This window comes from Acinetobacter pollinis, from assembly GCF_015627175.1.
Lineage (GTDB): Bacteria > Pseudomonadota > Gammaproteobacteria > Pseudomonadales > Moraxellaceae > Acinetobacter > Acinetobacter pollinis.
In genome coordinates, this window is the sequence record NZ_VTDQ01000002.1 from 108,117 (window position 1) to 123,095 (window position 14,979).

Annotated in this window: 16 protein-coding genes; 5 read left to right on the forward strand and 11 right to left on the reverse strand. The window is 37.1% G+C overall.

What is annotated here, in order from left to right:
* Positions 1-29: 29 nt before the first annotated feature.
* Together I2F23_RS01410 and I2F23_RS01415 are read right to left on the reverse strand one after the other, a co-directional pair.
* Positions 30-251 (reverse strand): hypothetical protein, encoded by a 222-nt coding sequence (locus tag I2F23_RS01410; RefSeq protein ID WP_195770807.1) that lies wholly within the window; start codon positions 249-251, stop codon positions 30-32.
* 24 nt (positions 252-275) lie between these two features.
* On the reverse strand, positions 276-1,460 hold the full coding sequence (locus I2F23_RS01415) for a phosphoglycerate kinase (protein WP_195770808.1): 1,185 nt from the start codon (positions 1,458-1,460) through the stop codon (positions 276-278).
* 145 nt (positions 1,461-1,605) lie between these two features.
* Here I2F23_RS01415 and I2F23_RS01420 point away from each other — a divergent pair, with 145 nt between their 5' ends.
* From I2F23_RS01420 to I2F23_RS01430, 3 genes are read left to right on the forward strand one after another with little or no spacing between them, the layout of a single operon-like run.
* Positions 1,606-1,992: a DUF2237 family protein gene (locus I2F23_RS01420; protein WP_195770809.1), complete on the forward strand. Its 387-nt coding sequence runs from the start codon at positions 1,606-1,608 to the stop codon at positions 1,990-1,992.
* Positions 1,989-2,579: a Maf family protein gene (locus I2F23_RS01425; protein ID WP_195770810.1), complete on the forward strand. Its 591-nt coding sequence runs from the start codon at positions 1,989-1,991 to the stop codon at positions 2,577-2,579. The genes I2F23_RS01420 and I2F23_RS01425 overlap by 4 nt, the downstream gene beginning before the upstream one ends.
* A 15-nt stretch (positions 2,580-2,594) precedes the next feature.
* Positions 2,595-3,746, forward strand: coding sequence for a cupin domain-containing protein (locus I2F23_RS01430; RefSeq protein WP_195770811.1), 1,152 nt, complete (start codon positions 2,595-2,597; stop codon positions 3,744-3,746).
* 65 nt (positions 3,747-3,811) lie between these two features.
* Here the strand turns inward: I2F23_RS01430 and I2F23_RS01435 are convergent, their stop codons facing one another.
* The 9 genes from I2F23_RS01435 to I2F23_RS01475 form a co-directional block, all read right to left on the reverse strand.
* Positions 3,812-4,840, reverse strand: coding sequence for an alpha/beta hydrolase (locus I2F23_RS01435; RefSeq protein WP_195770812.1), 1,029 nt, complete (start codon positions 4,838-4,840; stop codon positions 3,812-3,814).
* Positions 4,840-5,958, reverse strand: a complete 1,119-nt coding sequence (locus I2F23_RS01440) for a YdcF family protein (RefSeq protein ID WP_195770813.1) — start codon at positions 5,956-5,958, stop codon at positions 4,840-4,842. Before I2F23_RS01440 ends, I2F23_RS01435 begins: the two co-directional genes overlap by 1 nt.
* A 13-nt stretch (positions 5,959-5,971) precedes the next feature.
* A complete protein-coding gene (gene murB, locus I2F23_RS01445) occupies positions 5,972-7,000 on the reverse strand; it encodes a UDP-N-acetylmuramate dehydrogenase (protein ID WP_195770814.1) in 1,029 nt (342 codons plus the stop codon).
* Between the two features lie 9 nt (positions 7,001-7,009).
* Positions 7,010-7,519 carry a low molecular weight protein-tyrosine-phosphatase gene (locus tag I2F23_RS01450; RefSeq protein WP_195770815.1) on the reverse strand — a complete coding sequence of 170 codons (510 nt, stop codon included), beginning with the start codon at positions 7,517-7,519 and terminating at the stop codon, positions 7,010-7,012.
* 16 nt (positions 7,520-7,535) lie between these two features.
* On the reverse strand, positions 7,536-9,419 hold the full coding sequence (gene dnaX / locus I2F23_RS01455; RefSeq protein ID WP_195770816.1) for a DNA polymerase III subunit gamma/tau: 1,884 nt from the start codon (positions 9,417-9,419) through the stop codon (positions 7,536-7,538).
* 125 nt (positions 9,420-9,544) lie between these two features.
* Positions 9,545-10,405 carry a MaoC/PaaZ C-terminal domain-containing protein gene (locus I2F23_RS01460; RefSeq protein WP_195770817.1) on the reverse strand — a complete coding sequence of 287 codons (861 nt, stop codon included), beginning with the start codon at positions 10,403-10,405 and terminating at the stop codon, positions 9,545-9,547.
* A gap of 146 nt (positions 10,406-10,551) precedes the next feature.
* On the reverse strand, positions 10,552-11,385 hold the full coding sequence (gene proC / locus I2F23_RS01465; protein ID WP_195770818.1) for a pyrroline-5-carboxylate reductase: 834 nt from the start codon (positions 11,383-11,385) through the stop codon (positions 10,552-10,554).
* A 95-nt stretch (positions 11,386-11,480) separates the two neighbouring features.
* Complete coding sequence (locus I2F23_RS01470) at positions 11,481-11,816, reverse strand: hypothetical protein (protein WP_195773996.1); 336 nt, start codon at positions 11,814-11,816, stop codon at positions 11,481-11,483.
* 91 nt (positions 11,817-11,907) lie between these two features.
* Positions 11,908-12,381 (reverse strand): Lrp/AsnC ligand binding domain-containing protein, encoded by a 474-nt coding sequence (locus tag I2F23_RS01475; protein ID WP_195770820.1) that lies wholly within the window; start codon positions 12,379-12,381, stop codon positions 11,908-11,910.
* A 139-nt stretch (positions 12,382-12,520) separates the two neighbouring features.
* Here I2F23_RS01475 and I2F23_RS01480 point away from each other — a divergent pair, with 139 nt between their 5' ends.
* On the forward strand, positions 12,521-13,780 hold the full coding sequence (locus I2F23_RS01480; protein ID WP_195770821.1) for a D-amino acid dehydrogenase: 1,260 nt from the start codon (positions 12,521-12,523) through the stop codon (positions 13,778-13,780).
* A gap of 23 nt (positions 13,781-13,803) precedes the next feature.
* Positions 13,804-14,913: an alanine racemase gene (alr, locus tag I2F23_RS01485; RefSeq protein ID WP_195770822.1), complete on the forward strand. Its 1,110-nt coding sequence runs from the start codon at positions 13,804-13,806 to the stop codon at positions 14,911-14,913.
* The last annotated feature ends 66 nt before the right edge of the window (positions 14,914-14,979 follow it).

A 14,979-nucleotide genomic window follows, 5' to 3' on the forward strand; every position in this document is an offset into this window, starting at 1 on the left:
TTGCAGGGTTTTCTTAAAAAAATGCTTATTTAGTGTGATTTTGCAGGAGTATCTGTATTTTTTGAATCTAATACAGGTTTATCTATCGCATCTATTTTTGCTTGCTGTTCTGGACTTGTTTCCGAAGATGTCGTTGAAGCAGAAGATGCAGGCGCACTGTTTTGTGCTTCTGTATGACTTTCATTTTTACCACATGCAGTCAATGTACCTAATGCGACAAATCCTAGTGCGATTATAAGTAACTGTTTCAAAAAAATACTCCTTTTATTTAATCATTAAGCACGATCAATGAGTGCAGCAACAGCTGGTAATGTTTTACCCTCTACAAATTCTAGAAAAGCACCACCACCTGTAGAAATATAGCTAATGTGAGAAGCAACATTGTATTTATCAATCGCAGCTAAAGTATCACCACCACCTGCAATTGAGAAAGCATCACTTTGAGCAACTGCCAATGACAATGCTTTTGTGCCTTCTCCAAACTGATCGACTTCAAAAACACCAACAGGACCATTCCACAGAATCGTTTTTGCTTCTTGCAACAACTGAGCAAATGTTGCGGCTGTTTCAGGCCCTACGTCTAAGATCATATCAGTATCTTGTACATCAGCAACTTTTTTGACAACAGCATGGCTATTACTTACAAAACTCATAAAGTCATCGCCAATATTTGATGCATCTGCAACCACAACATCGGTTGGTAAAGGAACATCAACCTTTGCAGCAATTTGTTTTGCCGTATCGACTAAATCTGCTTCATATAACGATTTTCCAACATTAAATCCAGCAGCAGCCAAGAATGTGTTGGCAATACCACCACCCACAATTAATTGATCACACACTGTCGACAACGAGTTAAGTACATCTAACTTTGTTGAAACTTTTGAACCTGCCACAATTGCAACCATTGGTTTTGCAGGTGTTTTTAAGGCACGACCTAACGCGTCTAATTCTGTTGCAAGTAATGGTCCCGCAACAGCAAGCGGTGCTTTACGTGCAACTCCTTCAGTCGATGCTTCAGCACGGTGAGCCGTTCCAAAAGCATCCATCACAAATACATCACACAGTGCTGCGTATTTTTCTGCAAGCTCAGGTGCATTTTTCTTCTCGCCATGATTAAAACGCACATTTTCAAGAAGTACGACCTGTCCTGCTTTTACGTCTACGCCGTTTAAATAATCAGTTTCAAGTTCAACCGTCTGACCCAATGCATCAGATAAATACTTTGCAACAGGTGCTAGAGATTGCTCAGATTTTGGCTCACCCTCTACAGGACGACCTAAATGTGAACAGACGATAACTGCGGCGCCTTTATCTAATGCAAGTTTAATTGTTGGCAATGCTGCTCTTAGACGAGCATCGCTTGTAATTTCCCCATTTTTTACAGGTACATTTAAATCTTCACGAATAAGGACACGCTTTCCTTGTAAATCAAGATCAGTCATACGTTGAAACGTCATTTTATTGCTCCCTTGTGTTATTCACTATTTTCAATAACAATATCTTAGACGAAGATATTTAAAAGCGTTAGCTTCTTTAGTATAAGAGATGTAGAAAAACCGCTTTCGTTTACTTACCACACTCACTTATTAAATCAGAATATTTATGTCTATTCATCCAGATCCTAAAATTAATCGCCTTAATATATTTGGTGAACCACTCGCGAGTTGCTGTTTTGACCCAATTACGGGCTACTTTCGTAATGGTTTCTGCCATACATCTACAACAGATCTTGGACAGCACACCGTTTGTGCGCAAATGAGTTCAGATTTTCTTAACTTTTCTCAAAAACTGGGTAATGATTTAATTACACCATTACCAGAACTAGACTTTCCTGGATTAAAGCCTGGTGACTTCTGGTGCATTTGTGTTGAACGTTGGGTTGAAGCTTATGAGCTTGGTCAAGCACCTAAACTCAAATTACACTCATGCCATCAATCTATTTTAAGCTACGTGCCGTTACATGTACTCATGGAATACTCAGTTGCATGAACCGTTTAATTATTCTTGCTTCGAGTAGTCAAACTCGAAAAATACTGATGGATCGCTTACATATTCCTTATGAAAGTATAGCACCTGACATTGATGAAACACCGCACGGCGAAATCCATGCAGATACATTAGCAATGCGTCTTGCCTCGGAAAAAGCACTGGTGATTGCAAAACAACACCCTGAAGCAATTATTATTGGCTCTGATCAAGTCGCATGGTATACCAATGAACCTAATACATTCATCGGCAAGCCTAGAGATAAAGATGATGCAATCAAGCAACTAGAACAACACTCTGGAAAAACGCTTTGCTTTAGTACAGGTCTAAGTGTGCAATGCTTAGCTACAAAACAAAATTGTACAGTTGTCGCACATTATGAGGTCAAATTTAGAGAACTTTCTCGTGTAGAAATAGAACGTTATATTGAAAAAGACCAACCCTTTCATTGTGCTGGTAGCTTCAAATGCGAGAGTCTAGGTATTTCTTTATTTGAAAGTATGACAGGGCGTGACCAAACGGCTCTCATGGGCTTACCACTTATTCAACTTACTCAAATATTACGCGAATTTAATCTTCAAATTCCTTAAATGACAAGGCTATACATGTCCCAACCACTTAGCGTTTTAGGCAATATTACTGCAGAACAATTTTTAAATGAGTACTGGCAAAAAAAACCATTACTTGTACGACAAGCCGTTCCTGAGGTCATCGATCTACTCGAACCTGATGATATTAAATCTCTCGCGTTAGAAGAGAATGTTACTGCTCGTCTCATTCAACAAACTGGTTCGCTTCACGATCAGTGGAAAGTTCAATCATCTCCACTTTCTAAAAAGGCCTTTAAGAACTTACCACCATATTGGACATTGCTTGTTCAAGCAATAGATCATTACTCTATGGATCTTTCTGAATTATGGAAAAAGTTTCATTTTATTCCTCAGTGGCGTAGAGATGACATTATGGTGTCCTATGCTCCTAAAGGTGGATCCGTAGGCAAACACTTTGACTTTTACGATGTATTCTTGGTTCAAGGTTTTGGAGCACGTCGCTGGCAGTTAGGCCAATACTGCGATGAAAATACGAAATTTATTGAAGGGCAACCACTTAAACTTCTTTCAGAGATGGATATTACTTTTGATGAAGTTCTTGAACCAGGAGATCTTTTGTATGTACCTCCTGGTTTGTCTCATTATGGGGTTGCTGAAAATGAATGCCTCACCTATTCATTTGGTTTCAGAATGCCAAACTTAGCGGGTATTATTGATAGAGTGAGTGATCATTTTGCCGATGAACAACTTTTTAAAAATCCTGTAAAAGATAATGAGCGCTCACCTAACCATGCAATCGGTGAAATAACCGCCAAAGAACTCCAAACTTTAAAACATCAACTGATTGAAACATTAATGCACTCTGATCATTTCGATCATGCAATTTTATCACTCATGTCCGAACCAAAATATCCAGACAATATTCCTGAGCCAGATGAACTTGAATTAGAAGATCTTCTAGACCTCATTGGTTCAACCTATACCATTCAGCTTGAACCTGCATCAAGACTTCTATATACACAAGAAGACGAGAAATTGATGTTTTGGGCCAATGGAGAGCGTCTAAATATTCAATCAGAGACAGCAGTGATTTTAAAAGACATCGCTGATGGCCAAGCACTCAACTTTGATGCTCGATTTAATCATCATAGTTTATTAAATGATCTTTTCCCACTGATCAATGATTCCATTCTCATGCTTACCTAACCTGAGGAAAATGAAGCATAAAAATCAGGCTTACTGACATAGCGCCGGTAAGCCACAATAAAATATTAATAATAATAACTGTTAGATTTTGCATGTAAAAATGCAGGAATTAAACCTGTTAATGCCGCACGAATATCTTCACGTTCATTAATGAGTTGATGTGAACCTTCTTCTAAAATTAGCAAGGTTTGTAGTCTAAATTTCTTCCTTACAAATTCGATATTGTAACGCCAATCGACAGTCTGATCTAATGCGCCTTGTGCCATCCAGACAGGAATTCTACATGATGGTCTCTCTTCCATAACAGCCATCCATTTGGACATTGCTAGAATCCAGTTCATTCCCATCATTTTAGGTTGTAGTGGGTCTTTCAAACGTACAAAACGAAGAAACTCAGGGTTATGATTATTTCTTCGGAAATGACGAGGCACCTGTTTTTTAATTCGTCTAATAATGCCTAAACCAACTGGATTATGCCACCATGCAGATTTTGCAGGACGCAATAAAGGTGACAACAATAAAATCCGTTCAACAATAGGATTCTTCCTTTGCTCTGCATAGGCTAAAATATGATGCATTAAAATTGCACCACCTGTACTTTGACCCACACCTAACCACGGTTTTTGCAGCTGTGGTGCATTTTTGGTATAGCGATAAATTGCATGCAGAACATCTTGATAATGGTCAAAATTTTCGATATTTGCAGGTGAGCCACTACTCAAACCATGTCCTGGTAAATCAAAAGTTAAAACACTAAATCCTTGTGATAATATTTCTTCAATAATAGGTTGATAAATACCACTATGTTCTAAATAACCATGCAATAAAAAGACCGTACCACAAATATCATTTTGTTGAGGTTGAAAGACTTGTGTATGCAACTTAAATTGTTCTGTTTGTATATAACCTTGCCAGTAATCACAATCTAACACATCTAAGCCATAAAGTTTCTGATAAGACAGCAACTCATCTTTAGGCATATAAGGCTTATATAAATTGAGCGGTTGCAACTGATCCGATGTCGTTTCACGACTTGGTACAGGTAAATCTAACTGTTTAAGTGTCGTTGGTGTTAAAAAAGGTGTTTCAGGCATTAAGGAACCTCACGACAATCATTGGTTCCAAACACTACATCGCGAATGGTTGCCAATAATTCGTAATTTGCACGTCGACTATGATCATAATTGGTAAGCGCAGGCTTCCAACGTGTCAATTGCGTTGGCATAGGTGCATCTACAGGAACAGTGGCTATACCATTTTGGGCAAACAGACGGCGTGTTCTTGGCATATGATACTCGTCTGTTACCAATATAATTTTTGGCGCGCCACCTTTTTTCTGAAGTAATAGTGAGCTAAATCTTGAATTTTCACATGTATTCATGCTTCTATTTTCAAGAAGCTTCGCATCTACACCATGATCTTTTAACCAGATCTGCATATATGGTGCTTCTACACCACTTAACACAATAGGTAGGCTGTTTTGTTGCTCAATCTCTAGAGTTTTCTCTAAGCGCAATCGTGTATAGCTATTAACAATAATACGTTTCGTTGTGCGATCAAACGTTAATCCTCCTCCTAAGACAACAATTGCAGAGGGCTTAGATGCATCTGCTTTTTGCTCATCTCTGACCGTATTTGCTTGTCTTAAATCTTGAGAAACTTGCTGACTGACTGGATCTTTATCATTCACTTTAACAGGATACGTCGTCAAAAACTGTGTGTATTTCTGCATAAGAAGCTGTGTATCTGCATCATTTAAACGTGCCACTTCTTGAAGTGCTTCTGGCTCAGAAGCTACTTCATCAATATGCTGATCACTTATATTCGGGTCAGAAGATGCTGTGTCATCAGCCTCTTCTTCATCCTCTTTATTTTGTAGCTGTTTTTCTAAAATTTTATATCGTGCTTCAATTAAATTTAAACCAACTGCATCTTCTCTTTGCGCGGCTTCTTGTAAGACTTTTAAATATGCCTGACGTGCAATCCATAAATTTGAACCGGGCTCTAAATCATCATGCTCACTCAATGCAGCAATTTGCTGACTCTGTGCAGCGACCATATTTACTTCAATTGGAACAAAATGATTCAGTAAGAATAAAATGCTTTTTGAATAAAATGGCGTATAAATAAAAACAATGAGCGCGGTCAAGAGTACTAAAAGTACTGCGATCATTTTTACAAACCTTACCATAAAAGGTTGTTTTTCTGCCATATTCTTCGTCCATCTACAAACAGATTAACCCGTCTTCCCCAAATACTACAGGCTCAGGCTCAAGTAATATATTAAATTTATGTTGTACATCATGCTGTACAGCAGAGCAAGTTGCTCTAACATCTCTTAATGTTGCTTCTGCATAATTTACAAGGACAAGTGCTTGTCTATCAAACATTCCCACAGCACCTAAACGTTTTCCTTTCCATCCCACCTGATCAATTAACCAACCTGCCGCTATTTTTACTTGATCATTGGGTTGTAAATAATAAGGCATTTGAGGATATTGTTGGCTCAATTGCGTGTATTGTTCGTAACTTATGATCGGGTTTTTAAAAAAGCTACCCACATTTGGATACATTTTAGGATCAGGTAGCTTAGAGCGACGAATCGCAATAACTTGTTGCTGTAAGTTAAAAGGTGTCTTTTCTTCACCAACAGCTTTTAATAAATCGCCATAGGCAAGTTTTAAATCGATATGTTTATTTAAACGAAACGTTACCGAAGTAATAATATAGCGTTGAACATGTTTTTTAAAAATACTATCCCGATAAGAAAACTGACAATCCTCTTGAGATAAGGTGCTAAAAGTCTGACAAAGACGATCATATACTGAAACAGAAGAAATAAATTCTCCAACTTCAACACCATAAGCACCTATGTTTTGCACAGGTGATGCACCTACCTTGCCAGGAATTAAAGCTAAGTTTTGTAACCCATACCACTGTTTTTGCGTAGTATATAATACAAAATCGTGCCAAATTTCTCCTGCACCAACTTGTATAAAACTATAATCCGCTGTTTCATCAATACACGAAATACCTTTCATATTTATATGAATTACACAGGCATTCAAATAATCTGAGAGCAATACATTACTTCCGCCAGAGAGTACCATCACTGGCAACTTTTTTGTTTCAGCAAATGCCAAAGCCTCAATTAAGTCATCTTCTGTACTTACATCTATAAAATAGGCAGCTATTGCACTTAAGTTTAATGTATTTAATGACTTAAGTTGAAATTGCTCTTTAATATTTAACACTTAGACACTCTACCCAATATGATGCTTCTGAAAATAGTTAACCCAAGCATGGCTAGCCGATTCACACTGATCTAAGACATGCTCAAAACCCCTACCTTCACCATAGTAGGGATCGGCAATAGCAACATTTTGTTGTGATTGGTCATGAGCTGTCATCATCGCAATTTTGGCTTTTAAAGCATTAATTCCAAACTCAGCCTCAGCAACTTTTTTTAATCGATTAATTTGTTCTAAGTTTTGAGCATCCATCGCCAAAATTAAATCAAACTTTATAAAATCACGCGTAATCAATTGTCTACCACGTAATGATGACAGTTCGTAACCTCTCTTTTGTGCATAGCGCTGACTACGCTCATCTGGTGCTTCCCCAATATGATAATTACTTGTACCTGCTGAATCGACCATAATATTGAGTTTACTTGCCTCAACAATATGACGAAGTACTACCTCAGCAGTTGGCGAACGACAAATATTTCCTAAACAAACACATAAAATACGGTATGGCCCATTATCAGACATAATCACCTCAAATTTTTTAAGTTTTTAGCTGAATATTATGAATTTCTGCATCAAACGTATCAATTAAAGCTTTCACACTCGGCTCTTCTTTAATTAATGTCACTGCACGTTCGTATGCTCGTTCTTTACGCGCTATTTGCAACATATATGGGGTTACTTCAGAAACTTCCTCATAGCTTATAGAGAGTACTGTGTTACTCCATTGTTGCTTTAAAGCTTCTTCTAAATTATGTTGTTGCTGATTTAAAAGCTTTTCATATTTTTGAGGAATATAAAATTGACAAGTCGCATTAATTTCGCCAGACATAATGCCATATTGTGCTAACTCTTGTACCGCAGGAGATAAATCACTATTTCTAAACCAATATTCCCATTTTTCTACAGTCCATGCTCCAGATAACTCCTGCTCAGGTAGTGATAAAATCTCTTGAGGCATCAGCTGCGTTGATGTTTCCTCAACTCTCTTTTCTTTATTAACAGGCTGAGTATTCCTCTCAACCTCATCATTACGATCTACTTCAAATGATGTGAATTGTGTACTTTCCCCATCTAGTGAAAATGGGAAGACTTCTTCATCATCCTTATCATAGTCTACACTTGATCCAATGTATTGTGAGTGAGAAGGTACAGACACCTCAATAAGATGATCTTCAGCCGCCGCATCAAATGCAACAATGGAGGCATCATCTACCTCTTTAGAGGGAATAGATGCCAGTGTTTCTTCTGTGCTACTTTCAAGTGCGACTTCTGGTTCAAAATGTTCATCATCATTAACCACTGGTATTGGCTCAGCAATCACTGGTCTTTCATGAGAAGATAGCGGTCTAAACGCGAGCATACGGAGCACACACATTTCAAAGCCTTGCTCTTGTGTAACAGCCCATGTAATTTCAGCACGACCTTTCGTTGCAATCTGATAATAGAGCTGCAAATCTTGTGCAGAAATTAATTGTGAGAGTCGCTTAATTTTCTGATTAATCTCATGACTATACTTTAAACCTAAATCTGGCAAATACTGAATGAGTGCCAACTCATGTAAAGTAGAAACCAACTGATCTAAAACTAAGGCAACATCCAGTGCTTGCTTTCTAAATTGTAATAACAACAGTGAAACTTGTTTCTGATGATTTTGATGAATGGCTTCAATTAAATCGTAAATGATAGATCGATCAATTAAACCAAGCATGTCTTTTACATCGTCATGGATAATCTTACCTTGACCATATGCGATTGCCTGATCGGTCAACGAAAGAGAATCCCTTAATGAACCTTGTGCAGCCTCCGCAATTTGCCATAATGCTTCAGATTCATATTCGACATCTTCTTTATTTAATATTTCTGTTAGATGCCCACTAATTTCTGTGATATCTAAAGGACGTAATGTAAACTGGAGACAACGGGATACTACTGTAATCGGTAATTTCTGTGGATCTGTTGTCGCAAATAGAAATTTGACATGTTCAGGTGGTTCTTCTAATGTTTTTAATAACGCATTGAATGAATGCGTAGACAACATATGTACTTCATCGATTAAGTAAACTTTAAAACGCCCTTGTGTGGGTGCATAAGGAACATTGTCCAATAATTCTCTTGTATCTTCTACACGCGTTCGAGAGGCCGCATCTATTTCTATAAGGTCGATGAAACGTCCTTCATTCACCGCACGACATGTAGGGCAAACTTCACAAGGGGTAGATGTAACACCTGTTTCACAGTTCAAACATTTTGCTAAGATTCTTGCAATAGTCGTTTTTCCAACGCCTCGTGTACCTGTAAACAAATAAGCATGGTGCAAACGGCCACGCTCTAAAGCACTGGTTAAAGCTCTAGAGACATGGTTTTGCCCGACCAACTCATTAAAGTTACGTGGACGATATTTTCTTGCTAGAACCTGATACATGTATGCTCCCCTTTTACCCCATAAGCATACTGTTTTTTTATAAAATAGTGAATGCGATGCTTATTTGATTAAACTAAATTCAATCATTTAGTGCATTTTTTGTATTTCACTCACAGCCATATAGATTACGAAACTTTTAATTCACCAATTAAATGCGTTTTTTGATCTGATATCGATTGCAAAGCAAAGTGTACGCCATTAGAGATTTGAGCATTTTTCAATTCAACAAAAGAAGATAAATATAAAGGCTTTTTAAACTGGACAAACACTTCATAGGCTTCAGGCAAATCTAAGTTTGCAAGTACTTTAGCTTTTGACCACATCCCATGTGCAATTGTACTTGGAAATCCAAAGGCCTTTGCTCCCCATCGATGTAAATGAATTGGGTTAAAATCTCCGGAACTAAATGCATATTTAATTCCTGTATTATGTTTAACGTACCACTCTTTTACAGGTCTCAATTCACACTCATCTAAAGTAATCGATTTATTTAACTGTGGTAGTTTTTCTATAGCTATAAATTTTCTAGATAAATATCGACTACTACACGTCACAACTTCTTTACCTTCACATTCAACAACTGTAGAAAACTCTAAGACAGTCCCTCTAGCATGACCGTATACCTCGCTTAAAGTGCAAGAAAGCTTATACTGTCGATTAGCAAATAAAGTACAGTATTGTTTAATCTCATTTTCGATGTGAATCAAACCTAAAATAGGGATAGGAAGTGCTTCATTTATCATCATATGAAGTTGTAAATTCTGTGATAACACCGAAAAATAAATCGCTGGAATAATACTGTTATTTTCAAACCCACATATTTTTTTATAAGCCACTAAATTCTTAGCATCAATATAAAAATGGTCGACAACATATTTCACTTTTTGTATTTTTGAATGCTGCTCTTTTCTTTTTAACGATGCTTTTAAAACATCTGGGTAGCTTAAATACGCTTTAGGCAATTTATTAAAGTGGCAAGTTTTCATCGCAATGCACATTATTATATTTTCATAACGATTATAGTAGAAATTTAATTAAATAGATAACAACGCATACAATAATTAAATAAATGATAATAAAATCTCGATTGAGCGTATAAAAAGAGGAGAGCAAACATACTCTCCTCTATTGCTTAATCTTTTAAGAAGTCTTTTTCCATAACACCAGCACGATCAATCGCAGCTTGCATCGCTTCATCTACAGTCTCATAAATTCCATTTTTTTCAAATACGTTTACAGCTTCAATGGTTGTACCTCCCTTAGAAGTTACATTATTTCTTAACTGTAAAAATGCCAAATCTTTTTCATGTTCAGCCAAAGACACCACACCTTTTGCTGTTTGTAAGATTAATGCCCTTGCTTGTTCTGGCTCAAATCCTAAAGCTTCTGCTTTTCTTTGCATTGCATCTAAGAATAAAAAGAAATAGCCCGGTGCGCTTCCAGCAATAGCAATAATGTTGTTAATCTGTTCTTCTTTTTCTACCCAGACCGTTTTTCCAACAGCACCCATCAAGTTTTCAGCAAAGTCTTTATCTTCTTTAGAAACATCACTCTCTGCAAATAGACCACTTACCCCTTGACCAACCAAAGAAGGTGTATTTGGCATAACGCGAATAATTTTGAGGCCGTCTAATTTGAATATTTTTTTATAAAATTGAACTTGTGTGCCAGCTGCAATCGTTAAAAATAGCTTATCTGCAACATCTACATGTTCTTGGATCGGTGCACAAACTTCTTTCATAAGCTGTGGTTTAACAGCAAGAATAATTACATCTGCATTTTTAGTAGCTAGAATATTATCTGAAGTTGCTTGAATACCAAATTGTTCACTTAAACGTTTTTTACTGGTTTCACTGGGTACCGAAACTGTAATATTGGATTTGTCGTATCCCGAAGCAATTAATCCAGAAATAATGGCAGATGCCATATTCCCACCACCAATAAAAGCAATCTTGCGTTGACTCATTTCACTTCCCTCTATGTGATCATCATTTTGTATAAAATCGTGCTCTATACAACAAAAATAACATAACTAGATTTTTATTTCAGAAGATACAACTTTTAGTTTTCTGAACACATTCCTTTATATTTCGAAGCAAAATTTTGAATACTTACCTTCTTTTGTTGTTCTTCGTTCACCAATGGCGTAGCAAATGCATCATCAACCAACTTAATAAATAAATCTTTTTGCTTTGAATCATCGATATGACTAACTTGCTGTTTAAGCTGGTCGTATTGTGTACCATTTTGACGTAGTTTCATTACACCTTCAGCAGCATTTACGAGATGACTACAACTTGATTTAGGCACCACCGTTTCCGCATGAGAAATACTAATTAGAGATGTCAAAATAACAAATACAGCTTTTTTCATACCAACTTCAAACCATTGCAACAATAAACCCAGCCATCCTAACAGCGCAAACTTATAATCAACATTAATGTTTGTTTATTTCTGTTTGATTTATTTTCAGTAGCTTATATTTTATTCAAATCTTTCTTTTTAAATCTAAATATAGTGTTTCTTTAATTTCTTCCATCACAATATAACTATGCGAAGACGCTGAAGCAGGTAGCTTCTTTAGTATATCTGCCAATAAACGGCGATACGCACCCATTTCTTTCAAACGAGCTTTAACCAAATAATCAAACTCACCAGAAATGAGGTGGCATTCCAATACTTCAGGAATATCAGCCAAATTAACAGCTACATTGTCAAATACATCACCCGATTTCGCAGATAGTTTAATTTCTAAAAATACAAGTAAATTACGTTCGACATAACTTGGATTTAATCTTGCATAATATCCCGTAATCACACCATCACGCTCTAAACGTTTTACTCGCTCAGAACATGGCGTCGTCGACAAATTTACTTTAGATGCAAGCTCACTAATAGCAATTCGGCCATCTTTTTGTAAAATATCAAGAATCATATAATCAGTACGGTCAAGCTTACGCATATTTTTTTCCTTATATTACAATTTTTGTATTAAAAATTTATGGAATGCACTGAATTATAGGTATAAAAATAGTGAAATAAACTAGACAATAGTCAATATACTAGAAAAAATCACGAATAATGAACTATAAGGAATCAATATGCATGTCATCATTTTAGGTAGTGGTGTCATTGGTGTTGCAAGTGCATATTACCTTGCACAACAAGGTGTAAAAGTTACTGTATTTGACCGCCAGCCAGGGCCAGCAAAAGAAACAAGTTTTGCCAATGCAGGACAAATTTCACCAGGTTATTCGACCCCTTGGGCGGCACCAGGTATTCCTTTAAAAGCATTAAAATGGATGTTTCAAAAACATGCACCATTGGCATTAAGCTTAGATGGTAGTGCATGGCAATTACAGTGGATGTATAAAATGCTGAATAATTGTAATGCTAACAGCTATGCAATCAATAAAGAACGTATGACTCGTGTTGCAGAATATAGTCGAGACTGTCTAAGAGACTTACGTCATCAAACAAACATTCATTATGAGCATCGTTCTAAAGGCACACTCCAAGTCTTTCGTAAAATGGCACAATTAGATGCAGTAGAGCGAGACATTGAGGTACTCAAAGCCTGTGGTGTTGAACATCAATTACTTAATCGAGAACAACTCGCAAGTATTGAACCTGCTCTACAGTTCGCACAAGATAAGCTAGTTGGTGGATTACATCTTCCTAATGATGAGACAGGAGATTGCTACTTATTTACCAATGCATTAGCAAAGCTTGCTATAGAAAGTGGTGTAACATTTAAGTTTAATCAGAATGTTGAAGCGCTTACATTTGAAGGTGACCGAATCACAGGTGTTGTGGTCGATGGGCAACAATATCAAGCCGATAAATACATTTTAGCATTTGGTAGTTACTCAAGACGTTTTTTAAAACCCTTAGACTTAGACTTACCTGTTTACCCTGTCAAAGGATATTCACTTACACTTCCTATTACAGATGAGAAACTTGCACCACAATCTACAGTACTTGACGAGAGTTACAAAATTGCCATTACTCGCTTCGATCAACGCATTCGTGTAGGTGGGATGGCTGAGCTCCATGGTTTTGACATGAAACTTCGTCAAGAACGTAAAAGCACGCTTGAAATGGTGACTCAAGATCTTTTCCCTGCTGGAGACCTAAAACAGTCTACCTTTTGGACAGGTCTCAGACCAATGACGCCAGATGGCACACCAATTATTGGGGCAACTAAATATAATAATTTATTTCTCAATACTGGTCACGGCACACTGGGTTGGACAATGGCATGTGGTTCAGGAAAACTAATTAGCGATATTGTGCTCAATCAAACCACCGATATCTCTACAGAAGGGTTATCATTACAACGTTATCAACATATTGCTTGATCTGATTTGGAAGGAAACTTATCATGCCTCGCCCAATACAGGCCATTATTCACCATTATTCACTTCAACATAATCTGGCACTTGCTAGAAAAACGATTGCTTCTGACAGCCAATTATTTGCTGTGGTCAAAGCAAATGCCTACGGTCATGGTATAGAGAATGTGTATCCTGCTTTTAAAACAGCAGACGGATTTGCTTTGCTTGATATTGATGAAGCTATTCGATTAAGAGAATTGGGTTGGGAAAAAGATATTCTTCTGCTAGAAGGTCTATTTACAGAAGATGATTTAGTACAATGCATCAATCATAATTTAAAGTTTACTGTTCATAGTGATCATCAACTGGCATGGTTAACCGCTTATTCTGGACCAGCTCAATTTAATATCTTTTTAAAAATGAATAGCGGAATGAATCGGTTAGGTTTTAAACCTAAAGCATACCAAGAAGCATGGTACGCTCTATCAAAGCTCCCTCATATTCAAAGCATTACACATATGATGCATTTTTCTGATGCCGATGGAGAACGATTGGGTCAGGATGGTACAACATATCAAATGAATTTATTTCAGGAAGTTATTAAAGATCTTCCAGGAAAATGTTCTTTAAGTAACAGCGCAGCCTTACTACGCCATCAACACGATGTGACTTCAGACTACATACGTGCAGGCATTTTACTTTATGGCAGCTCGCCAGACTACCCTAAACATAGTGCAAAAGATTGGCAGCTGAAGCCTGGTATGAGCCTGCGTACGGAGATTATTGCGATTCAAGAGATCCAAGAAAATGATAGTGTTGGTTATGGCTCTCAGTATATTGCCAAGGAATTTATGAAAATTGGTGTCGTTGCATGTGGCTATGCCGATGGATATCAAAGAGTCTCTCCATCAGGTACGCCTATTTTAGTCAATGGAAAAAGAACTCAACTTATTGGACGCGTAAGCATGGATATGCTGGCTGTCGATCTCACCCATATAGAAAATGCAGATATTGGTAGTGAGGTTGTGTTATGGGGTCAGTCTAGCTGTGGTGCTTTGCTTTCTATTGATGAGGTCGCTGAAAAGTCAAATACACTTGGGTATGAACTCATGTGCGGTGTAACTGCCAGAGTACCGTTTTATATTGATGAAGCTTGAAAAAGACAAAAAAAAGCCACGTCTAGGAAAACGTGGCTGTCCAAAAAATAGGACATATAAAACAAA

Bases quoted from the DNA above. Each gene is read 5' to 3' on its own strand.
- I2F23_RS01415 (WP_195770808.1), bottom strand. From the start codon at position 1,460: ATGACGTTTCAACGTATGACTGATCTTGATTTACAAGGAAAGCGTGTC.
- I2F23_RS01420 (WP_195770809.1), top strand. From the start codon at position 1,606: ATGTCTATTCATCCAGATCCTAAAATTAATCGCCTTAATATATTTGGT.
- I2F23_RS01425 (WP_195770810.1), top strand. From the start codon at position 1,989: ATGAACCGTTTAATTATTCTTGCTTCGAGTAGTCAAACTCGAAAAATA.
- I2F23_RS01430 (WP_195770811.1), top strand. From the start codon at position 2,595: ATGTCCCAACCACTTAGCGTTTTAGGCAATATTACTGCAGAACAATTT.
- I2F23_RS01435 (WP_195770812.1), bottom strand. From the start codon at position 4,840: ATGCCTGAAACACCTTTTTTAACACCAACGACACTTAAACAGTTAGAT.
- I2F23_RS01440 (WP_195770813.1), bottom strand. From the start codon at position 5,958: ATGGCAGAAAAACAACCTTTTATGGTAAGGTTTGTAAAAATGATCGCA.
- I2F23_RS01450 (WP_195770815.1), bottom strand. From the start codon at position 7,519: ATGTCTGATAATGGGCCATACCGTATTTTATGTGTTTGTTTAGGAAAT.
- dnaX (WP_195770816.1), bottom strand. From the start codon at position 9,419: ATGTATCAGGTTCTAGCAAGAAAATATCGTCCACGTAACTTTAATGAG.
- I2F23_RS01460 (WP_195770817.1), bottom strand. From the start codon at position 10,405: ATGAAAACTTGCCACTTTAATAAATTGCCTAAAGCGTATTTAAGCTAC.
- proC (WP_195770818.1), bottom strand. From the start codon at position 11,385: ATGAGTCAACGCAAGATTGCTTTTATTGGTGGTGGGAATATGGCATCT.
- I2F23_RS01475 (WP_195770820.1), bottom strand. From the start codon at position 12,381: ATGCGTAAGCTTGACCGTACTGATTATATGATTCTTGATATTTTACAA.
- I2F23_RS01480 (WP_195770821.1), top strand. From the start codon at position 12,521: ATGCATGTCATCATTTTAGGTAGTGGTGTCATTGGTGTTGCAAGTGCA.
- alr (WP_195770822.1), top strand. From the start codon at position 13,804: ATGCCTCGCCCAATACAGGCCATTATTCACCATTATTCACTTCAACAT.